The organism is Acetobacter fallax (assembly GCF_011516735.1).
In the GTDB taxonomy this organism is placed as follows: domain Bacteria; phylum Pseudomonadota; class Alphaproteobacteria; order Acetobacterales; family Acetobacteraceae; genus Acetobacter; species Acetobacter fallax.
Genome location: NZ_WOSX01000013.1, coordinates 1 through 22,746 on the forward strand (window position 1 = coordinate 1; position 22,746 = coordinate 22,746).

The following is a 22,746-nucleotide window of genomic DNA, read 5'->3' on the forward strand; positions in this document are numbered from 1 at the left end:
CTGCGATTACGTGGCCCAAACGGCGCTCATGACGAGTTCCTCCTCGCCGCAACCGCCCAGAACCTCCGCAAGATGGCCAGGCTCGTCCCACCGCGGGAGGCGATGGCGGCAGGGTGAGGTGAAGAGGCCAATCAGGCTAACCCCACGGTGCTTTCATCCGCAATCACAACAAGGCTTTTTCAACACAATCGTCATCATATAGGACAGCGCCGCCAGAAGCCGGTCACGCGACATATCCAGTTCAAACAGACGCCGGCGCAATGTCTGCTTCAGAGTCCGTATCCCCTGAAGCACCAGCGTCATGGGAATCCGCATGCGTGCATGCGCAACGCCAACCCGTTCCTGTAAAGAAATGAGTGCGTCAACATCCGGCTGATTTTCCGGAAACAGAAAAATAAGCCAGTTCGTCAGTGCTGTATGCAGCCTTTCATGAACCGTCTCCGACGAAATATAAATCGCCGCCTCCGGATTGCTCAGAAGAGTGTCATAAAATGAATCTGCACACAGATGAGCAATACCGGCGACAAGGCGTGACACCTCAAAACGCACGCCGTCATCAACATCCCTGATGACAGTGCTCCATTCTTTTTTGTTGCGCGCGGGTATTTCACCCTCAGGTGAAACCGATGGGATATCCATCCAAACCTTCCGAAAATATCCAGTCTCCGGGCATAATACCCGTCAGTCCGCGCTCCAGGAGCCACTTATTCTCCGAACATTTTATTAAGGAAGCCTTGAAACTCAGACGGTCAGGCCGCGATGATGATATTTTATGGTACACATGGCCGGCGATGCGCAGGGCCGCCGCCATTCACAGGAAAACCGGCTCCCTGCGTATCAGCACGGAGATACACAGACTGGCACCATCCGCAGGATTTTTCGCGGTAGTAGCGTCCGCGCTCCGGAAAATAATCCCGGAGAAGCGGTTTGCGGTGACCCGCCCGGCAATACCGTGTAAGGGCTGACCGCATATCAGAATCTCGTATATGTCAGGAGTATTCTCCCCCCGTGCCTCCGAACGGTCCCTTCAGGTCTGTCTCCCGCTGTTTTCCGCACCCGGCAGCCCATGGCGCCAGACAAAAACGCCTGTTTCCTGCCGCACGCTGCGCCGTTCCCGCTGGCATATCCCTCGTTCTGGGCGTTTGCGTCATCACGACAGCCGCAGCACACGCGGCAACACTGCGTCCCGCCGCACCTGGAAAACACGCCAGACCAGCGCCATCCCAATCACCGCAAAAACCGCCGCGCGCAACACTCGCCGCAAAACCCGAAACCGTCGAAGTCACCGCTCAGCGTCGCGATTTCAGCTACCCCGAAGCCCAGCATACCCCTGACGCCTCAACCCGCGTCACCGCCGACCGACTGCTCTCCCGCGGCATCGTCACCCTGCGCGGCCTCGAATACATCGCGCCCAACCTCACCATCCAGAGCATCAACGGCACAGCCTCAACCAATTTTTACCTGCGGGGCGTCGGCTTCAATGATTTTACACAAAACAATATGGGGCCGGTCCTCACCTATTTCGATGACGTACCCTTCATCTACTCCGGCATGACTGACGGCATGATGTTCGACATGGCCGGCGCCACCGTCACTCCAGGCCCCGTTGGCACAAAACACGGCATGTCTGATACCGGCGGCGAAGTCATGCTCCGCACTGCTGACCCCACTGACACCTGGCATGCCGGCGCAAAACAGGACATCGCCTCCTACGCCCGTAGCCGATCCGAAGCTTATGTCTCAGGCCCCCTCGCCAAAGGTCTGACATTCCGCCTCTCCGGCCAGACGCAGCAGGGTGGCGGCTGGCAGACCAATCCGCTCAACGGCGACCATCTCGGCGATGCCGACCTCTGGGCGCTCCGTGGCAAACTCCGCTACAGACCGGACAGCCACACCACCATCACCCTGTCCGGCCATTTCACCCAGGATGACAGCCAGGTCGTCACCGGCATTCCCATCGACCGCCTGATCGGAACCGCCGCCCTCCCCAAACTCGCCTGGCAGCAGGCCGAATGGGGCATGCGCCCACAATTCGCCAGACTCATCGGCCGCCCCGCCGGCCTCAAGCCCGGCGAACATAATCAGTACTGGGGTGCTGACCTCAACATCAGCCACGATTTCGGCCCCGCGACCCTCACCTCCATCAGCGCCTTCAACACCGAACGCCGTGGCGAATACACCGATCAGGATGCAACCGCCCAGTCACAGGCCGATACCTACCGCGACATCGACAGCAATGTCTTCACCCAGGAACTGCGTCTCTCCTCATCGCACTCCGAAGACCGCCTGCAATGGACTGTCGGCGCGATGTACGAACGAAGCCGCATGCACCAGAGATTCTTCTTCGATTATACCGATTATGTCCCCGCCCGCGGCTACATGATGTCCACCACCTTCGGGCTTAATCAGGAAAGCACATCAGAGTTCGGAAATATCAGTTACAGACTGCCCCATAACATCACCCTTTGGGCCGGCCTGCTCCACGAACTCGACGATCGCAGTATCAGCAACCTGCAATCCGTCATCTATGGTGGTTCTACAAGGAATTTTCACGGCGAAAGCACCGCCGCAAACCAGTTCGCCGGACAGATCGGCATCTCCTGGCAGATGACGCAGAACGCGATGCTTTATTATAAAATGAGCAAAGGTTTCAAACCCGGCGGCTTCACTGCCAATAATACCCAGCTTCAGGCCCAGCTCGATCCGTTCAAACCGGAAACTGTCCTCACTTACGAGGTTGGTTTCAAAAGTGATCCGATCCCCAACCGTCTGCGCATCAATGGCGCTGCCTTCTATAACGATTATCACAATCAGCAGATCCTCGGCACCGTCCTCATCCCGAATTACGGTCCGGACAGCGAGATCACCAACGCCCCGAAATCCGAAAGCTGGGGCTTCGAGGGCACCATCGAAGCCCGTCCGGTCGAACGCCTGTTCATCACCCAGAATTTCGGCTGGCAGCGCGGTACCTTCCAGAACTTCCCGACCGTCAACCGTGCCAAAACCAATGCGTACTACGCAGCACATGGCATCTGGAGGGCCATCAACGACAATTTCAGCGGTGTTGATATGGGCCAGCCCAAACTGACCCTTAACGGCTCAGCCGAATGGCGCCAGCCGCTCGGCCATCATTATGGTCTCGATTTCGGTCCCGACTGGCTCTATCGCGGCAGTCAGGCCATGACACCGGGCGGAACCGGCTTTTACCGTCTGCCGCCCTACTTCCTCCTCGGGGCTCACGTCACCTTCCGTCCCGCTTCCAGCCACTGGCAGGCTACCCTCTACGCCCAGAACATCCTCAATCGCCACTACTCAGAGTCCGGCGGTCAGGCCACAACAGTCTATATGTACATCCCCGGCACCCCACGCTTCATCGGTGCGAGACTCTCATGCGATTTCTGAAACACCCATAAATTCTCAATAAAATTCACCAGAATTTCACATTTTCAGAAATCGTTTATCTTAATAAACCGGGGCACGGGGCCCCGAGGCTCCTGTCAGGTCCGGGAACCGCCCGGATCTCCCCGGCCTCCTCCCACCTGCAGGACCGTAGCCGACAGACCAGATACCACCGCGAAGCTGTTTGCAACCGGCACGCTATCAGATAGCGTAAATCCATGACCCGTTCGCCACATTCGCCGACCCATACCCTCGCCGCACGCTGCGTCACGATGCAAAAAAATGAGACGACGCTGCTCGAACCATGGCTGCTGCATCACGGCGCCCTGTTCGGCTTTTCCGCTCTCACCGTGATCGACAACGGCTCGGATGATCCCGTCGTGCTCGACATCCTGCGTCGCTACGAGGCCTCCGGAGTCACCGTTCTCAGAGACTACGCGACAAAGGAAGACTTCGTCCGAAAAGGCGATATCGTTGCAGATGTGATCCGGGGCTGGGACCGTGACGGCGGCTACGCGTTCGCTTTGCCGCTCGACTGTGACGAGTTCATTGTGACCATGACCGGCAGCCTGGCGTGGGACCGCGATTCAGTGTTCGCCGCGCTGGCACGGATGGCAGACCAGCAGGCAACCTTCGTCAACAACCGCGTGCTGCTCAACGTCCCCTCCCGACCAGGTTATTTCCGCCCGCAAATCATCCGACGGGCGATCTTCGCCGCCAACACCATCGTTTCACTCGATCATGGTTTTCATAATCCGGGCACAATCTATCCCGATCGCTGGGGCCAGTCCCTGCTCGCCTGCCTGCACCTGCATAACCGACCGCGCTTCACGGATATCCAGCGCGCCGCCCACGAAAAACTGCGCCACCTGATCGGTGATGCCGACCCCGCATCCGTCTCACCAACTTCGGAAGGATATCATCTCTATTCCTATTTCCGGATACCGGAAGCGGATTTCCTGAAGCAGTATCGTGACCATCCGGACATCTACGCCCCCGGCCTGCTCTCCTGGTTTGAAGAAATTGGCATAGACTGGCACAGACTTCTCGGAACCGGCGGCGTGCAGTTGCCGGTCACACCGCCTGCCGGATTTCTGGTCCACAAATCGGATGATGACGAACGACGACATCGCTTCGTCCAGTTTGACGCCGCCTTCTACGCCGCCACCAATCCCGATGTGGCTCAGGACGCTTTCTACGGACAGTGGCCTCTCCTGCATTACATCACCAGCGGCTGGGACGAAGGCCGGCTGCCCAACGGCCAGTCCCTGCCTCCGATCGTCGTGGAGCAGGAGATCGTGGACTAAAAGCCTGCGCCATAAATTCCTCTGCCAGCAACACTGCGCGCCAGCACAAAACCTCATCTACCTGTTTTTCTCCATGAACACACGCCACGCAGGAACTCCTGCCACCAGCATCCGTTGGCCATCATGGAACCGCCAGAGCGCCCTCCCGCTGACAGTCCCGGTTATCCCGAAAAAACGCAGAAGGCCTCTCATCATGAAGATGCTGCCCGACGACCGCCCCGGTGAACCGGGCATCGTGTTTCGCCTTGCTGTCGTCGGCGCTGTCCCGCTGGTCCTCGGGCTCGCCTTCATCGGCGCAGCCGGATGGTTCTCGCCACACCGGCTGACACAGTCCACCCTGATGAACACCTTCCAGGCCGTCGACGGCCTCCACCCCGGCTTCCGACGCAATCACGCAAAAGGTATGTGTGTTACGGGCTGGTTCGAAAGCAGCGGACAGGCAATGCACCTGTCCCGCGCCACCCTGTTCGGCCCCGTCCGTTCGCCCGTCATCGGCCGCTTCGCCCTGGCCGGAGGCATGCCGTATCAGAACGACGCGCCAGCGAAAGTTCGCAGCATGGCCCTGCGCATCATGCCCCCCGATGGCGCGGAATGGCGAATGGGGATCAACGACATCCCGGTCTTCCCCGTCCGTAACGTCAGCGAATTCAACACCTTCACACTCGCCACGCGCCCCGATCCCCGAACAGGCAAACCCGATCCGGCCCGCATGGGCGCCTTCGTGACCACCCACCCGGAAACAGCGCAGGCCATCGCCCTGATAAAGAGCCGTCCCATCACATCAGGTTTCGCAAACGACACCTATAACAGCCTCGACAGTTTCCTGTTCGTCAGCCCGAACGGAACCACAACCCCGGTGCGCTGGGCCATGGTGCCCGAACAGGCCCGGCAACAATCCGAACCACGCCCCGATGAGACGCATGACGGCAGGGACTACCTCTTCACCGACCTCATCGCCGCGCTCGCCAGAGCACCACTGCGCTGGCACCTGATGATCACACCGGCAGAGCCCGGAGACCCCGTCGCCGATCCCGCACTCCCCTGGCCCTCTTCCCGGCCACAGATCGACGCCGGCGTGCTGACGCTGAACGCTGCGGAAAGCGAGGACGGAGGCCCCTGCACCAATTTCACCTATGACCCGCTGGTGCTCCCGTCCGGCATCACTCCCTCGGATGACCCGATCCCCGCCGCACGGTCCGCCGCCTATGCCCGCTCACTCACCCTGCGTTCAGGTGAACATAAACCCCCGGGCGCCATCACGCCCGCCATGATCCGGCCGGGAGAAAAAACATGAGCACCTCAATCCGTTTTTCCGGACTGGCCCGCATCCTGCACTGGCTGATGGCCGTCATGATACTGACCATGCTGTTCGTCGGCGTCTTCATGGCCACTACCACCGGCCCCGCCTATTACACACTGCTCAGCCTGCATCGCCCGCTGGGAATCGCCATCCTGCTTCTGGCGCTCGTCCGGCTGACAAACCGTCTGCTCGTGCCACCGCCTTCGCTGCCGGACACCATGCCGCCCCTGCAGAAAGCCGCCGCCCTCGGCTCCCACGTCCTGCTTTACGCCCTGATGATCGCCATGCCTCTGATCGGATGGGGCATGCTCTCAGCCGGAAACTATCCCGTCATCATGTGGGGCGGATTCCACCTGCCGCCGATCCTCCCGCATAACCCCGTCCTGTTCGCCACGCTCCGACACCTGCACACCTGGCTCGCCATCCTCCTCTTCGCGACAATCCTGCTGCATCTCGCTGCGGCCCTCCTGCACGCGCTCATTCTGCGAGACAGCGTCTGGCCCTCAATGGTGTCCTTCAGACGAACCGAACGTGATCTCCCCTGAACAGGCGAGACTTCCCGGACACATCCGTCACCCCCGATAAACTTCCCCGGCCGGCAACAGCTTCCCGGGATTCAAAATCCCCGTCGGGTCCATCGTCGCCTTAAGCGCCCGCATCACCCGCAGCGCCCCGGCTCCGTGCTCTGTCTCCAGAAACTCCTGCTTGCCCAGACCCACACCATGCTCACCCGAGCACGAGCCGCCCATCGCCAGCGCCCGTCCGACAATCTTCCGGTCCAGAGCCAGAATCTCAGCCCGACCCGCTGCATTGTCCTCCGCCAGAATCAGCGTGTGGAAATTCCCGTCCCCCACATGCCCCACCATCGCCGCCCGCATCCCCGAAGCCGCGATGTCCTCGCGCACCCCCGCAATCAGTTCGGCCAGCTTCGAAATCGGAACAATGCAGTCCGTCGAAATCACCAGCGCCCCAGGCTCCAGCGCCCGTGCAGCCCAGTAAGCATCATGCCGCGCCTTCCACAGCCGCGACCGCTCCTCCGGTGTGTCCGCCCAGGCAAAGCCCAGCCCGCCATTCTCCCGCGCAAGCTCCTCCGTCGCCTTAACCTGCTCGCTCACCGCCCCCGGGCCGCCAGCGAACTCAAAGAACAGAGTAGGCAACGCCCGAAGCTCATCCAGATGCGAATAGCGAATACACGCCTCCATCTGCATCTCATCCGCCAGTTCCACACGCGCGACCGGGATTCCATACTGGATCACCTCAACCGCCGTGCGCACCGCCTCGTCCACCGTCTCAAACTGACACACCGCCGCCGCCACACTCTCCGGCAGCCCGTACAGCCGCAACTGAACCTCGGTAATCACCCCGAGTGTCCCCTCGGACCCGATAAACAGCGACGTCAGATCATATCCCGTCGAGGACTTCCGAACCCGCCCGCCCGTGCGGATCACCTCGCCCGTCGCCAGAACCACCGTCAGCCCCAGCACATTTTCCTTGATCGTCCCGTACCGGACCGCCGCCGTCCCGGAAGCCCGCGTCGCGCACATCCCGCCCAGCGTCGCCTCACCACCCGGATCAACCGGAAAGAACAGCCCGGCGTCACGAATCTGCGCGTTCAGCCCCTGCCGCGTCAGTCCCGCCTGCACCCGGCAGTCCAGATCCTCAGGATTGAACTGCACAATCCCCGTCATGCGTGACAGATCCAGACTGATCGCATGTTCCGGCGGCGTCACATGCCCTTCAACCGATGTTCCCGCGCCAAACGCCACCACCGGCACCCGATGTTCATGACACAGATTTAAAACAGCCGAGACATCGTCGGTGCTTTCCGCAAACACCACCGCCTCGGGCAAACGTGATGCATCCAGCGCCTCGCCGTGACTGTGCTCCTCCCGCACGGATCCGACAGTGCTGACCCGCGCGCCCATTCGCTCCTGAAGCGCTGTGATAACAAGCCGGATACGCGACGCAGGCAAATCAGAACCGTCAGCCATGAAAACAGCACCCTGTCAGCAGAGAGAAGAAAACAGGGACTGTAGCAGCCCCGTCAGCCTCCCGTCACCTGTTCGCACTCATGACAGAACTGCGCCGCCTCATCACCGCCAGATACTTCGGACAGAGCCATGGCGCGTGCTCCCTCAGTCGCAATGTTCCGGGGGGAGCGTCTGCGTGCTGAAAATCAACTTTTCTTAGTAAATTTCAGGGATAATCATGGAGTCCTGTGTCGGCTGACGCACATAATCCTCATTGCACAGACGCGGTGGAAGTGTCACGAGCGGCCGCTCCACCTCATGATACGGAACCTGCGCCAGCAGATGACTGATGCAGTTCAGGCGGGCCTTTTTCTTATCAACCGCCTGAACCACCCACCACGGCGCTTCCTCAATGCTCGAACGCTCCAGCATGACCTCCTTGGCGCGTGTATAGTCCTCCCAGCGCACACGGCTCTCCAGATCCATCGGACTCAGCTTCCACTGTTTGAGAGAGTCCTCGATACGCGCCCCGAAACGCGCTTCCTGCTCTTCGTCCGTAATCGAAAACCAGTATTTCACAACCTTGATCCCACTGCGGACCAGCATTTTCTCAAATTCAGGCACGGAACGGAAAAACTCTTCGTATTGCTCATCCGTGCAAAAACCCATCACCCGCTCAACGCCAGCCCGGTTATACCAGCTGCGGTCAAACAGAACGATCTCGCCTCCGGCAGGAAGATGCTCGACATAACGCTGGAAATACCATTGCGTCCGCTGGCGTTCACTGGGAGCCGGCAACGCAGCCACGCGGCAGACGCGGGGATTGAGACGCTGGGTAATCCGCTTGATAACGCCGCCCTTGCCAGCCGCGTCCCGCCCCTCAAAAAGAACAACCAGGCGATATCCGGTGTCCCTGACCCAGTCCTGTAGCTTTACCAGTTCACCCTGAAGCCGGAGCAGTTCATGAAAATACGTTTTTCTGAATGCGCGGGCCTCGGCGTTCCCGGCCCCGTCCATCCGGCGATCGTCGAGCCCGAGTTCAAACTCTTCGTCAAGATCATCAATAATCTCGTTCCGGACCCGGTTGCGCTCTGTTTCAGACCACGTGTTCATGCTGTTCTCACTCACTGTCAGTTCCAACGGATTGCCTGTCGGAGCATCACCATACTCTGACCCATCACCATGGGTTCGTCATGGCATTCTCCGGCCCGCGGGTCAGATTTCACGGAACAGACATAAACAGAGCCTGAATTCAGAAACTCGTTGTCACATTCAGACCTGCAACCGCCGCATCAGGAATCCTCCGGCCCGTCGCGCTGTCGATCACCCCTCCACACAGGCGCCTGCCAGGTGAGCTCAATGTGGTGTTCGGCATGAAGCGGCGCCGCGTCCGGCGCGTGAAGCAATGTCTCATCCAGACTGTTGGCAAGCGTCCGGTCTCCAAACTGTCCCATCCCCCAGGCCCGAAACGTCATCCGGACGGCCCGGAACAAGCCCGTGAAACGTCACCCCGGCATCGGCTGCCATGGAAATGTGTTGCGCGAGCCATCGGTCGCGCTGATTCTGAAAAACAGACTGGCCGCCCGCGGCGTCGTTTCGTCCGTGCGCCAGACAGTCTGATCAGCGACGGCGTAAACCATCCAGTTGCCGCGATGCATGAGAGGAACACCCGTTGATGTCGGGCTGGCAAGAAGCTGCCCCCGGTCGTCATATCTCCGGTCAGGAAATGCCCCCGTGTCGTAAAAACCCCCAACCGTCCACGTGCCCGGCAGCATCGCATGGTCAGCGCCCAGACGGCGTGCCGCATCCACGGAAAACTGCGCCTCCGCAATGATGAAAACACCGGTGGACAGATCAAACCGGGTGCCGGAAGCATTTCGGACAGCCGGGCTGGTTGTGCCATAAAACGGCCCCCCGGCGGGATTGTCATCCGTCACAGCCACTAGCAGAACGAGCGGATAGGTCGGAATAGCGCGAAATCTCACGCCGGGTGAGGAATAAGGCCGGGAGGGACCGCCGGAATAGAGATTGGGGGCGCCCGAAAGAGGTCAGCCAAAACTCGCGTTCAGAAACAGGGAGGCATTGTCACTGACAATGAATTCGGTATCCGGGTCGATGGCGCCAGGCCGGATATCCAGACGATTGCCCAGAAACCCCTGGCCATACCAAAGCTCGAACAGGCGCGTCGATCGTCCGGCATCATAGCCGCTGATGGTGTTCAGCGCACCAACCCTGTCACCCGTAAAAGATCGTCCCCGAATCTGAAGCGCGCTGACATTGAACAGACCATTTCGCCAGCCCGGCAGCGGACCGGTATTCATCGTGAGCATCATGGCCGTCATGCCGTTATAGCTCGCCCCCCTGCTTCGCCCTCCGGCAACGTCGCCCCACAGTTCCTCAACATCCTGAAGACTAAAACGGACTCCATAATCATGCATGCGGGACCGGAGGCTGGAAGGATCGCCGATAATGGTCGTGTCCCAGCTCTCCGAAGAACTGTCGAGAGCGGAAGACGGAAAGGGCAGGGGAACGCCTGACGGGAGAATATCCGTGACCGCCAGACGGTCCGCCCCCAGCGCAGGAACCGCCATCACCAGCGCCGTCGCAAGAAAATCCCGACAGTCCCCGATGCGTCTCAGAGCCCTGCGCCGATCACATCAGGAGACCGGGCAACGCCGGAGCACCGGCAAAGAAAAATATCCGGAACAAGGGATGCCCGCCACAGCGCCAAATCCGGTCGCGCCACAGGCCGCTTGTCCGGCAGTCCTGTCCAGCATCGGTGTGCCCGTTCGTTAAGTGACCACGGTTCCTGTAACCACATGGCCGGACTGCCCCGCCATTATAGTTTTATGACGACCCGGCCCCCGGGCAGCAGGCTTCGCAAACCACGACACTCAGAAAACCAGGCAAAGAACGGCATAGCAGGGCAGGGAGGCCACCCCGCCCTCCTCACACCCGGACAACAGGCATCGCCGGTTTGCCCACCCCTAAAAATCATGACACAATCGTATCAAAATTATTCGTGTGGAACCTCATGCCAGTAACGCCAGCTCGCCGCCTCACCTTCCGCCACCTGCTGCTGGGCGCCGTCATCACCCTGCCGCCCCTCGCCGCAAATGCCCCCCTCCTGGCTGCCGATACCACCCAGGCCCCGCACGCCGCCTTCATCGCAAAAGAAGTGATGGTCCCCATGCGCGACGGTGCCAGCCTGCAAACCGTCATCGTCACCCCTGCCGGGCAGACCGGCCCGCTCCCCATCCTCCTGACGCGCACCCCCTACGGCGTGCCCGATCAGGCCATGATCGACCAGGAATCCCCCAAACCGATCTCACGGGAACTGCCAAGCTGGCACGCATTTCAGAAAGACGGCTACATCATGGTGTACCAGAATCTGCGTGGCCGCTTTAAATCCGAAGGCGAATTCCTGAAAAGCTCCCGATACGACGAAAACAACCCAAAACAGCCCAATGAAACGAACGACGCCTGGGACACCATCGACTGGCTGGTGAAAAACATCCCGAACAATAACGGTCGCGTCGGCCTCTACGGCGTGTCCTACGCCGGACTCACCTCAGGCATGGCGCTCCTCAACCCGCATCCAGCCCTGAAAGCCATCAGCGAACAGGCCTCTCCCGCCGATCAGTGGATGAACGACGACGATCACCATTACGGCGCCCTGCGCGAAAGCTACACCTTCGAATACACAGTCATGGAAGAGGCGGACCGCAACGCCAACACCCATTTCGATTTCAGCACACATGATGTCTATGACTGGTATCTCGCCCTCGGCCCGCTCACCAACGTCAACGATCATTACCTGCATAACAAACTCGGCTACTGGAACGCCACCATGGCCCACCCGGACTACGATGCGTTCTGGAAAGAAGAAGCCTGGTACAAAAAGATCCACGCCTCCACAGTCCCGAACCTGAACGTCGCCGGCTTCTGGGACCAGGAAGACCCCTGGGGACCCTGGCAGATCTTTCGCGCCGCCGGACAGCATGACCCGGACAATACAAACCTCATCGTCGCCGGGCCCTGGTATCACGGGGGCTGGCAACGCACCGACGGCGACACGATCGGCCTCCTGCCTATGGGCGGCCACAAAACCGGCGCGGAATTCCGCGAAGAGATCGAAGCCCCGTTCTTCGCTTACTACCTCCACGACAAAGGCGAAAAACCGACGTGGAAAGCCCGCATGTTCGAAACCGGCTCAAACACCTGGCGCAGCTACGCCACCTGGCCGGACGCACACGTCAAAACCGAAACCCTCTGGTTCCACTCCGACGGAACCCTGTCCTTCACGCCACCCGCAAAAGCCGAAACCCCGTTCCGTCAATACATCTCCGACCCCGCCAGCCCGGTGCCCTACCGCGCCCGCCCCATCTCGCCAACCTATCCGACACCCGAATGGCGAACCTGGGAAACCAATGACCAGCGCTTCGTCGATCACCGCCCCGACGTCCTCACCTTCACCAGCGTCCCCCTCGATCATGACCTCCGCATCGCCGGCCCCCTCGAAGCCCACCTCTTCGCCTCAACCTCCGGCCAGGATTCCGACTTCATCGTGAAACTGATCGATGCCTTCCCGGAAAAAGATCAGAAAACCGCCCTGACCAGCCCGGAAACCGCCACATGGGCAGAGTCCATGAACGGCTACCAACTCCCCATCGCCATGGAAGTCCGCCGTGGCCGCTACCTCCACGACTTTAGTCACCCCGCTCCGCTCACACCCAACAAAGTCACCGACTGGCCCGTCCCGTTACGCGACCATGACCACGTCTTCCTCAAAGGCCACCGCATCATGGTCCAGATCCAGTCCACCTGGTTCCCCCTGATCGACCGCAACCCGCAAACCTGGGTCACCAGTATCTACCAGGCTAAAGCATCCAGCTTCCGCCCTGCCACCCAGCGTGTTTACGCCAGCCCCCAGGCCGCCTCGCACATAGACCTGCCCGTCCTCCCGGCTTCGCCCTGACTTCAGAAATCATTCGTCAGAGAAAAGCTCAAAGCCGGAGGATACGGAGCGCAGGCAGGGCCGCCGGCACGCAGCGGTCACGACCTGTCGACCTGTCGCTGCTTCCGGCGCTCCCGGCCGTCAGGTCACCGCCCACTGCTTCACCATGGCAACGGCAAAGTCACGATATGAACGCGGGGCATGGCCGAGAACCGTCGTGAGACGATCGATTTCCGCCTGTTCCGCCATCGTTCCATCCTGCTGATAGCGCCGGAACATAAGTTTCAGGTCATAAGCCAGCCGGGTGCAGAGGCCCGAAGGCTTTGCTCCGGAATGTCGGGATCGTCTCCGCCATAACGGATCGCCCGAGCCGACACCTCGCTCCAGATCACCGCGATGGCGTCTCCGTTCAGGCAGTCCGGCCCACCAGGTCACAGGTCTCACGGGGAAGGGACGCTTCGCTGCGTCCGCGGCGCAAAAGCTCTTTCGCCGCCCGCTTTGCGCGCACCTGCTCACAGGTACAGCCTGAACAGGGGCTGATGACCGACACTGTCGCCGGCCCGTAACACAGGCTCCCTCCCGCCTTCCTGCCCCGCCGCACCTGAATGAGCTCTGATCCGGTCATTGCGAGCCCTCCGGCGGACAACTCCCGTCCGCCTTTCCACGTGCAAGGAGTCTGCCATATCCCTGCCTTCTCAACTCACAGGGAAACCGGGAATGTAATGCCTTTTCGACCAGAGTATTTTTATCAAAAATACCGGCCATTCGTGAAACAAACCAGATCTGGTCGGCATCTTTGATCTTATCTTCAGAAGGAGGCAACATTTCCGGAGTAATGCCAGGATCGCCGCCTCCACCACCCGGATAGAAAAAATGCGGGCCGGTAACAGGGAAATGACCCGGAACCGGTAATAATTCCATCCTGATCTTTAGCCGTTCCGTATAGTACAGAAAGGGAAGTTCAGAATCTGCCGCCAGAATAACAACCTTCGGAATTTCCCCATGGGCATTGTCACGGATCGCGATCACAAGCCCTCGCCAGTCCTCAGAGGCTGATACAGGACCAGACCAGAAAAACCATGATGCGGCCGCTCCCATCATGGCCACCGTAATAATCAGGATCTTTCGTGCCCGTACCGAGATTAAAGGCGCGCAGGCCATCATGATAATGACCGGTACCTGCGAAGGCTGTAATGTCCGGAACAGAAAAACCGGTTGGCCACTCCGGCTGATCGCAAAGGATATCAGTGTGGGCGCTACAGCCATGACCAGCAGAGTGAGCGGAACAGCCCGCGGGATGTCACCGTCACCGGATTTCCGCCACAGCGCCCACAGCCCCGTCAATCCGATGCCGATCACCGGAAACGCCACGAGCGCCATGACAGGCCCGGAAGAAGGATATCCCAGCGGCATCTGTGCGACCACGTGATAAACGTCCCCGATACCAGGACGGCTTAACCAGAACCCCTGCTTTCCCATCGTTTCCATCTGCATCAGGATGATTGGAATATCGGGAGCATAAAGCAACCCGGCCAGCGCCGCTGACAGCAGAAGATTGACCAGCAATGGCGCGGACCGTTCGCCAGCGGTCAGCCACCAGAACAGCAAACATCCCCCCAGCACCAACCCGAACAGCGGCCCGAAATTGTGGCTCCATGCCAGAAGCGCAATGCCAGAACCGATGCCCGAGAAATACAGTGCCATTGCGGGATCTCGCGCCAGCAGCCGCGACATCGGCTGCGCCGCCCGCCCGCCGGCAGCCATGACGCCGATCGCTGAAAGCAACGCGATCGACAGTCCAAGAGTCATGAACACATAGGGCCGGGCATCCTGCGCCGCCGTCAGTTGTGTCGCTGAACAGGCAAAAAGCAGAGAACTCAGAATGGAGGCACTACACCCCGTCCGCCGACCACCGCACACATAAGCTGTCATTGCGACAAACGGGATTGTCACGGTGTTCACAAGCGCGGAGAGCAGCCGCAACGTAAATTCATCATCGCCAAAAGCTGTCCGCCACAGTTTCAGAAGCGAATAATAGAAACTCGGATGAGTCTCGAACCGGGGTACCTCCTGCCAGAGATAGCGCCAGTCGCGGGAAGAAAACCACGCGCTGAAAGTCTCATCCAGCCATAATGAAGGTGTGCCGAGATGATAAAGCCTCATCGCCAGCCCGAACAGCATCACCAGTCCGATGACCCGGGGCAAAGCCGATCCGCAACGCCGCACCTCTCCGGTCCTGATCAGATAACGGGCAATCATGCAGAAGCACCTCGCTAAGTCTCAGGAAGAGATATCCTACTGATGTCAGAAAATCACAAAAAGACCCGGCGGAAAGCGGTTGCGACGGAGTGAAGGCAGAGACTGCCGCGTGCTCCACTCTGAAAAACAACACTTTACCCGAAAGCGACACAGTTTTCCTGCTCACATTCAGACAAAATGGCATCTCCCTGAGACGCCCGTCAGACAAAGAAGCTTCATCGTGGAAAATCCGCTGCCTCCCTGTCTGAACACATTTTTCCGGCCCGGAATGTTTCCGCCGCACGTCGCCAGCCCTGCCAGTCTGTTGCGGACTGTTCAGAACAGGAGGCAGAGCGTGCCAGCTATCCGGAGGGCCGCGACCTCTGGCGCCGCATCAGGTCGTACAGAGATAACCTCGCGCCGTCATGGTCCACAGCAGAAAATGCTGAATTGCGCTGACTCTGTATCGCCAGAACACTGTGCGAAGGTGAAAAAGACACGATTACGATGTGTCACCTGTATTATCCTTTTGTAGTCGAAACGTGTCGGTCGGGAACTGACCACTCCCGTTGCCGTCCCCTGCCGGAGACAAGAATATTGTGACTGCGACCGATATCAGAAGCGTCACTGATCAGAGAGATCTCGCAGGAAAAATTTCCGACTCAGCCGGAGATTGTCTGACATCCCGGCATGTCCTTCCGTTTCCCGATGACCGTATCACCGTCGATGTCATCGTCCCGGCCGCGGACGCCACTGTCGAACGCCTGCCCGCCGATACATTTCTCTTTGTTCCTGAAGGACATCTCTCCCTGAACCGGACAGAGGCCGGTGTGAATGAGGGGCTGATCATCACAGCCGGAATGATGTTCGACCGGAAAGCGTCCACCGACACAAATCTGATCAGAATGCAGGTTCAGGGGTCCGAAACCAACAGTCCGGCTATCATCGGCATGGACGCGGATGCCCCGTTGTCCCCATCCTCTTCATCGCCGGTGGCGTATCTGAGCGGTCCGACGTCAGACCGTGAAAGCAGCACCGCATGGCGGTCGGCTGACGAACAGTTCTGCAGCGGAATACGGGCGTCCACACTATTTCCGGTGCCCTGTTCCCTCTGTGCATTATGAATTTATGGATCTGTATGAAGGAAGTGCAACCTTTGTCAGCTAGGAGGGGAGAGCGACAGACATTTCATGCCGGTGATGCCTTTCTCGTCGGTCGCGATGCGGTGTGGACATGGGACAGTCAGTGCCGTGTAAAAAAAGTTCGTGATTTTCCGCTCGGCCTGCGGACAGATCGGAATGATCGCCGTGCTCGCCAGACGACTCCCGAATTTCATAGTGTGTCCGGACAGCCAGTCCTCAGGTCCCGGAACGTCATCCGCGATACCTGATGCAAAGTCTCGTGCTGCTGGCGGCGTTCTCCCGAAGCGCACAGTTCAGGTCGCAGTCTGTTTTATTCCGATATAAAAACGACATGATATTCTGAATTAGTAACGAAATCAGAGTTTTCCTCTGTCGCGTTACGCCCACAATCATCCGAAGAAGGGCGAGGTTTTACGCTCTTCAGTCTCTCAGGATCGTCCCGGAGGAATAAATATGGCTACCACTCGTAACGTTGTCGTAGTGTGGCGCTCTGTATCAGCGCCGTTTCCGTCGGGTATCGCTGCCGGCAGAGTATCACGATCCCTGCGTCTGCTGTTTTCCGTTTCATCGCTGGTCGGAATGTATGGTTTTTCCGGTAGTATTTCCGGTAAGGCTGAAGCGGCGACCGGGCATCACCCGCTGGCGGATGAGCAGGCTTCATCAGCGGTCACTTCCCGGAAGCCTGTCGCGACAAAGCAATCGGCTCCGCAGAAAAAGCCACCGCAGAATTTTACGGCCTCAGGTGAGGAAACCGTGAAAGTGACAGGGCGCGCCTCCCTGCCGAACGGCGTGACAAACACGACTCCCGGTGGTGGTATGATGCCGCCTCAGACGATCGCAAAATCACGAAGCGGGCTGACCCGCGATTACATCGCAAAACAGAGCCCGACGAGTAACGCGGCCGCCCTCGTGGCCAGTCTTCCGGGCGTGGTCTATGCCGGCAATGACCCGCTCGGGACAAATGACGATCAGCAGGGACTGACGGTTCGCGGACTGAATCAGCAGGAAATCGGTTATCTCTTCGAAGGCATTCCGGCCGCTGCGCCAGTCTATCTTCTGCCCTACACATCAGCCGCGGCCGATAATGAAAACATTCAGTCCCTGACGCTGACTCAGGGATCTCCGGACACGCGCTCCCCGCTTTACAATGCTGTTGGCGGTGAACTCTCAGAGACAATGCGTGATCCCGAACATCATTTTGGCGGCCTGATTGACGCCACATACGGTTCGTTCAGTTTGCGGCGCCATTTTATCCGGGTTGATACAGGAGAACTGGGAAACAGCGGCATCCGCGGATTTATCTCATTCTCTCATCGTCAGGCAGATGAATGGCGTGGCGTTGGCGGGACAAGGCGCTATCATATTGACATGAAGCTTCTGAAAGAGTGGGAAGGCGGCAGCCGGGCCTCTTTCGTGATGAGCTATAACGACGCAAAGCAGTATTATCTCAGAGCGCCTACGAAATCGCAGTGGAATCAGTATGGTGTCAATTTCAACTACAATGACACACCGCTGGGGAGTTCTCCGGCAAATTACTATAAATACGAAGAAAACAGGATGAAGAAATTTATCCTGGGCGCTCCGGTCAATCTGAAATTCGACCACGGACTGTCACTGGATATCACGCCTTATTTCACCTATTCGTGGGGCTACGATAACGGCGGTTCAACGCTGAGCCGGGACGGCAGTTATCTTGGTCCCGATCCGGCTGGCCCGTTGCAGGTGGGTGGAACAAACAACAGTATCGTGGCAGCCTCAATCGACACATATACTCTGGCATATTCCGGCATAAATGCCGTGATGTCCTGGACAAAGGGCCATAATACGCTGACAGGCGGAGCCTGGTACTCCTATTTCGATCAGGCGGAACCGCAGAGCTATCAGGCAGTCAATCCGGATGGCGGCGTGCCGAGCATGTGGGGTAACAATCCGATTCTGACAGAGAACGGCAGTATTCTGCGAACATATGACATTCACCTTGTCCAGCAGACCAATGCGCTTTTCATCAACGACACCTACAAGGCGCTGAATGATAAGCTGACAGTCACTGCCGGGTTTAAGGAAGTGATGGTAACCCGTTCACAGACAAACAATGTGCCCGGCGTGACCTATGCGACCGGCCAGAGCGCCGCAGAACCGCTGCCGCAATTCATGGCAAGCTACAAAATCACGCCGCACGATCAGATCTATATCAATGGCACGGCTTCTTTCCGTATGCCGGCCTCCATCATGACCTATGCCGATCGCTACAGTGTTTCCACAGGAAAGCTGTCATCAAAACACGCATCAGATATCAATCCTGAATTCGCTATCGGTGAGGAAATTGGTTTCCGTCACAGTGGTTTTGCCAATGTCAACGTGGCCCTGTTCAATTACAACTTCACACATCGTCAGCTCAGCACAACAACTTATCAGAACGGCCTGCCGATCTCGGAGTCGATTGATGCTGGCGGTCAGACCATGCGCGGCGCGCAGATCGAGGTCGGACTGAAGCGCTGGCATCACTTCAGTCCCTATTTCTCCGGGCAATATGAACACGCCACGATTGACAGTAATCTCCCTGCGGTTGCGTCCGACGGCACGGCAGTCAATCTGCCGACAAAAGGAAAGCTTGCGGTCAATACACCTGAATTCACGGCCGCTGTCGGTTTGAACTATGATGACGGATCGACGTTTGGCGGGTTCAATATGAACTATATCGGCAAACAGTACTCCACCTTCATGAATGATGAATCGATCGGCGGTTACGAGACATTCAACGTCAATCTCGGCTATCGTTTCAGAAACTTTGGTTTCGCCAAACATCCCCAGATTCAGCTCAATCTTCTGAATATCGGAAACAATGGCTATCTGTCAGGGACAAGCAGCATCAAGACCAATGCCCGCAGCATTTCCGTGGCAGGCCACTCAGTGGCCGGATCGTCGCCCCAGTATTATGTCGGCGGCGGTTTCGCAGGTGTGCTCTCTTTCTCAGTGGGTTTCTGAAAGCATCAAAATCGGAGACGTGTAATGACCAGATTTCCAAAAGCCCTCACTTTCGACGTCGTTGGTACTCTGATCGACTTTGAAACGGGGATGATCCGTGCTCTGCAGACACTGTGCGACAAAGAAATCGACCGTGAAGCCTTTCTCTCAGCCTACCGTGGAATGCGCGCACGCGGTAAAACGCTGCCATTCCCGGAAGATCTGAAACCGATTTATCAGACTCTGGCCACTCAGTTCGGACTGCCGGAAGACGAGGCTTACGCGGATGCTTTTGTCCTCGCCGCAAAAGACTGGCCGGCTTTTCCGGACTCGGTCGAAGCCCTGGAGCGTCTCGGCCAGCATTTTGCGCTGGTGGCCATGACCAATACACAGCGCTGGGCCTTCTCCGGTATGGAGAAGACGCTCGGACTGCCATTCCATGATTCGATCACGGCGGACGATGCGCTTTGCGAAAAACCGGATACCGCATTTTTCGGTTTCGCACGCGGACGCCTCAGCCGCGACGGTATCCTGAAAGACGATATTCTTCACGTCGCACAAAGCCAGTACCATGATATCGGTATCGCAAGAAAGCTGGGCTACACCGTGTGCTGGATCGAACGCCGCAAAGGGGCAGGCGGCTTTGGCGGAACAATAGCCGTCGAAAACCTCACCACGCCCGATTATCATTTCTCAACACTGAAGGAACTGGCTGACCTTGCGGATCAGGATGCATTGCTGATGCTGCGATCCTGAGGAGGGGACGGAATGGAAGTCCGGACACCTGATGAAATACCTCCCTCCGCCTTCCATCTCCGTCTTGCGCTGATCGCCGGAGGCGGCCCGTTTTGTGACGGCTATATTCTTGGCCTGATCGGCATCGTGCTGCCCTTGCTGGTCCATGATTTTCATCTGAGCGCGGATGCGACAGGGCTGATCGGAGCGTCGTCACTTCTGGGTGTGTTCGTGGGCGGCCTGTCAGGCGGCATGATTTCCGACCGCTTCGGGCGCAAACTCCTCTACACCGTCAACATTGTCATGTTTGCGGCCTTCTCTGCAGCTCAGTTTTTCAGCGACAGTTTTACATCCCTGCTCATGTGGCGATTCCTGATCGGCGTCGCTATCGGCGCCGATTATCCGATCGCAACCGCCTATGTGACAGAGTTCATGCCCCGCCGCTGGCGAGGCCCCGCCCTGGCCGGGCTGATCACCTTCTGGTGGCTCGGTTACGTCGCCAGCTTCCTGATCGGTTATGTCCTGATCTCCTGGTATCCCGGAAACTGGAATCTGGTCCTCGGATCGAGTTTTGTTCCTTCCTCCCTGCTCCTGCTGTGCCGGGCCGGAATGCCGGAATCACCTCTGTGGCTGGCCGGCGCGGGCCGGGTTACGGAAGCGCGGCACATCGTAAAAACGTTCCTGCACACGGACGTCTCTTTCGAGGGCGTGAGCACAAACCGCATGCGCGGAGGAGCGGGCCGTGCCCTGTCCATGCTCCTCTCGCCGCGCTATCGGGGCACACTGCTTTTCGTATGCACTTTCTGGATTCTCCAGAGCGCGCCAGCATTTTCCATTCACACTCTTCAGGCGCAGATTCTGGCGCAGATGCATATGCGCAACCCGCTCCTGGCCGCATGCGTGGTGACCTGCTTTACGTTTCTGGGTATCCTTCCGGTCTCGTTCGGCCTGATCAACGTCATGGGACGCCGCACGCTGCTGATCTGGTCGTTCATTCTGGGCGCCGCGGCGCTTCTGTTCATTGCTGCATGGCCAGGTCAGGTCGGCTGGCTCGTCATTGCGGCGTTCATTATCTATTCCGCAGTCGAAGCAGCTGGGAGTGGTTTGCAGTTCGTCTATCCCAACGAACTGTTCCCGACAGAAATCCGCGGAACGGCCGTGGGCTTCGCGTCATCGGCCAGCCGGCTGGGAGCCGCACTGGGCACATTTCTCCTGCCGCTCGGTGTGTCGCATTATGGTGTCAGGACAACGCTTTTTGCGGCTTGCACAATCCTGGCAGCCGGGGCCTTTATCTCGTGGCGATGGGCCCCTGAGACGTCAGGACTCAGCCTTTCCGAGGCCAGCCACATCACACCCTCCTGACAGGGTTATGGAGTCGTCTTATGAAACTCACGTCCTACTGGCTCGATACCGCACCGCTCTTCACCGGCACGCCGCAGGCGGCATTGCCGGGACAGGTGGACGCGGTCATCGCAGGAGGAGGATTCAGTGGCCTCTCAGCCGCCCTTCGTCTTCGACAGCTCGGGGCGTCCGTCGTGGTCCTGGAACGTGACCGGGTCATCGGTGAAGCATCCGGCCGGAATGGCGGTCATGTGAATAATGGCCTGGCCGGCAGCTTTTCCGCATCCTGCGCGAAGCTGGGAGAAGAGACTGCCACACGGCTGTATAAGGTGTTTAACAGCGCGGTCGATACCGTTGAGACCATCACACGGGAAAACAACATCGACTGCGATTTCGCGCGATGTGGCAAGCTGAAGGTCGGCAACCGGCAGGCTCATGCGGCGGCGCTTCAGGCCGATCATGCGCGGCTGACAGCAGCAGCAGACCCTGAAGCCTGCCTTCTGGACAGAAATCAGGTCAGCGAGGAACTCGGATCAGACCTGTTCAGCAGCGGCCTGCTCTATCCCGACAGTGCGCGGATGCATATGGGACGTTTCGGAGTGGGTCTGGCGAACGCCGTAATGCATGCTGGCGGCCAGATTTTTGAAAACACGCCGATGACCGGTATGAAACGGAATGGCAGCTCTTTTGAAATCACGACCCCTCGGGGAAAGATTCTCGCAAAATCAGTGCTGATGGCTACCGGGATCAGCCGGAACAGCCCCTCCTGGTTCCGGCAACGGATCATGCCGGTGGGCAGTTTCATTGTCGCGACCGAGCCTATGGATGAGGCAGCCATACGCCGGATCATGCCAGGCGGACGGAATGTCGTAACAATGCAGAATATCCATAACTATTTCCGCGCGACAGAAGATCACAGACTTATTTTTGGCGGTCGAGCCAGCTTCTCCCGCTCGCGCACCACGACAGACATTGCCAGCGGAAACATGCTTCTGGCCGCCATGCGCCGTACATTTGCGGAACTGCCGGATGTGAAAATCGACTATTGCTGGGGCGGTGACGTCGATATGACCGTCGATCGCCTGCCCCACGCAGGACAGTGGAACGGCGTGTTCTACACCATGGGCTACAGTGGCCACGGAACACAGATGTCGGTCTATATGGGCCAGCGCATGGCGGAAGCGATGGCAGGGATGCCAGACACTAACCCGCTGGCCGGCAGAGCATGGCAGAAAATCCCCTGTTATGGCCTGGCGTCTCACTTCCTGCCCCTGGTGGGGGCCTTTTACCGGGCTAAGGATTTTGTGCAGGAAATGAAGGAATAACGACAGACCAGAACGTCTGTCCCGTCATCAGAGACAGGCGGGCAGGGGATGACACCCCCTGCCCGAAA

16 protein-coding genes and 1 pseudogene are annotated in these 22,746 nt (G+C 58.6%); 10 read left to right on the forward strand and 7 right to left on the reverse strand.

Features of this window, described 5'->3' with window-relative positions; translation table 11 throughout:
* Nucleotides 1–153: 153 nt before the first annotated feature.
* Nucleotides 154–639, reverse strand: coding sequence for a protoglobin domain-containing protein (locus tag GOB85_RS08460; protein ID WP_173577178.1), 486 nt, complete (start codon nucleotides 637–639; stop codon nucleotides 154–156).
* Nucleotides 640–1,008: 369 nt separating this feature from the next.
* Between GOB85_RS08460 and GOB85_RS08465 the strand changes: the two genes are divergently transcribed.
* From GOB85_RS08465 to GOB85_RS08480, 4 genes are all read left to right on the forward strand, one after another.
* On the forward strand, nucleotides 1,009–3,402 hold the full coding sequence (locus GOB85_RS08465) for a TonB-dependent receptor (protein ID WP_173577177.1): 2,394 nt from the start codon (nucleotides 1,009–1,011) through the stop codon (nucleotides 3,400–3,402).
* 215 nt (nucleotides 3,403–3,617) lie between these two features.
* Nucleotides 3,618–4,706 (forward strand): glycosyltransferase family 2 protein, encoded by a 1,089-nt coding sequence (locus tag GOB85_RS08470; protein ID WP_173577176.1) that lies wholly within the window; start codon nucleotides 3,618–3,620, stop codon nucleotides 4,704–4,706.
* A 193-nt stretch (nucleotides 4,707–4,899) separates the two neighbouring features.
* Nucleotides 4,900–6,000: a catalase family peroxidase gene (locus GOB85_RS08475; RefSeq protein WP_173577175.1), complete on the forward strand. Its 1,101-nt coding sequence runs from the start codon at nucleotides 4,900–4,902 to the stop codon at nucleotides 5,998–6,000.
* Complete coding sequence (locus GOB85_RS08480; protein WP_173577174.1) at nucleotides 5,997–6,551, forward strand: cytochrome b; 555 nt, start codon at nucleotides 5,997–5,999, stop codon at nucleotides 6,549–6,551. Before GOB85_RS08475 ends, GOB85_RS08480 begins: the two co-directional genes overlap by 4 nt.
* 27 nt (nucleotides 6,552–6,578) lie before the next feature.
* On the opposite strand, the gene GOB85_RS08485 is transcribed toward GOB85_RS08480, so the two are convergent.
* The 4 genes and pseudogenes from GOB85_RS08485 to GOB85_RS19255 form a co-directional block, all read right to left on the reverse strand.
* Nucleotides 6,579–7,997, reverse strand: coding sequence for an FAD-binding oxidoreductase (locus GOB85_RS08485; RefSeq protein WP_173577173.1), 1,419 nt, complete (start codon nucleotides 7,995–7,997; stop codon nucleotides 6,579–6,581).
* Nucleotides 7,998–8,192: 195 nt separating this feature from the next.
* Complete coding sequence (ppk2, locus tag GOB85_RS08490) at nucleotides 8,193–9,089, reverse strand: polyphosphate kinase 2 (protein ID WP_173577172.1); 897 nt, start codon at nucleotides 9,087–9,089, stop codon at nucleotides 8,193–8,195.
* Between the two features lie 179 nt (nucleotides 9,090–9,268).
* Complete coding sequence (locus GOB85_RS19250; RefSeq protein WP_242011380.1) at nucleotides 9,269–9,451, reverse strand: hypothetical protein; 183 nt, start codon at nucleotides 9,449–9,451, stop codon at nucleotides 9,269–9,271.
* 30 nt (nucleotides 9,452–9,481) lie between these two features.
* Nucleotides 9,482–10,567 (reverse strand): annotated as a pseudogene (locus GOB85_RS19255) (carbohydrate porin).
* 443 nt (nucleotides 10,568–11,010) lie between these two features.
* On the opposite strand from GOB85_RS19255, the gene GOB85_RS08500 reads away from it, so the two are divergent.
* On the forward strand, nucleotides 11,011–12,954 hold the full coding sequence (locus GOB85_RS08500) for a CocE/NonD family hydrolase (RefSeq protein ID WP_173577171.1): 1,944 nt from the start codon (nucleotides 11,011–11,013) through the stop codon (nucleotides 12,952–12,954).
* 120 nt (nucleotides 12,955–13,074) lie between these two features.
* Here the strand turns inward: GOB85_RS08500 and GOB85_RS08505 are convergent, their stop codons facing one another.
* Both GOB85_RS08505 and GOB85_RS08510 read right to left on the reverse strand, forming a co-directional pair.
* Nucleotides 13,075–13,377 carry a hypothetical protein gene (locus GOB85_RS08505; protein ID WP_173577170.1) on the reverse strand — a complete coding sequence of 101 codons (303 nt, stop codon included), beginning with the start codon at nucleotides 13,375–13,377 and terminating at the stop codon, nucleotides 13,075–13,077.
* Between the two features lie 177 nt (nucleotides 13,378–13,554).
* On the reverse strand, nucleotides 13,555–15,192 hold the full coding sequence (locus tag GOB85_RS08510) for a glycosyltransferase family 39 protein (protein WP_173577169.1): 1,638 nt from the start codon (nucleotides 15,190–15,192) through the stop codon (nucleotides 13,555–13,557).
* A 578-nt stretch (nucleotides 15,193–15,770) separates the two neighbouring features.
* Here GOB85_RS08510 and GOB85_RS08515 point away from each other — a divergent pair.
* The 5 genes from GOB85_RS08515 to GOB85_RS08535 all read left to right on the forward strand — a co-directional run bounded on the left by GOB85_RS08515 (nucleotide 15,771) and on the right by GOB85_RS08535 (nucleotide 22,678).
* Complete coding sequence (locus GOB85_RS08515) at nucleotides 15,771–16,295, forward strand: hypothetical protein (RefSeq protein ID WP_173577168.1); 525 nt, start codon at nucleotides 15,771–15,773, stop codon at nucleotides 16,293–16,295.
* A 471-nt stretch (nucleotides 16,296–16,766) separates the two neighbouring features.
* Complete coding sequence (locus GOB85_RS08520; RefSeq protein ID WP_242011381.1) at nucleotides 16,767–19,298, forward strand: TonB-dependent receptor; 2,532 nt, start codon at nucleotides 16,767–16,769, stop codon at nucleotides 19,296–19,298.
* Between the two features lie 24 nt (nucleotides 19,299–19,322).
* Entirely contained in the window at nucleotides 19,323–20,033 is a 711-nt protein-coding gene (locus GOB85_RS08525; RefSeq protein ID WP_173577167.1) for an HAD-IA family hydrolase, read from the forward strand.
* A gap of 12 nt (nucleotides 20,034–20,045) precedes the next feature.
* The gene (locus GOB85_RS08530; protein WP_173577166.1) at nucleotides 20,046–21,374 is read left to right on the forward strand and encodes an MFS transporter; all 1,329 of its coding nucleotides are present in this window, start codon (nucleotides 20,046–20,048) and stop codon (nucleotides 21,372–21,374) included.
* Nucleotides 21,375–21,394: 20 nt separating this feature from the next.
* Nucleotides 21,395–22,678, forward strand: coding sequence for an NAD(P)/FAD-dependent oxidoreductase (locus tag GOB85_RS08535; protein ID WP_173577165.1), 1,284 nt, complete (start codon nucleotides 21,395–21,397; stop codon nucleotides 22,676–22,678).
* Nucleotides 22,679–22,746: the final 68 nt, after the last annotated feature.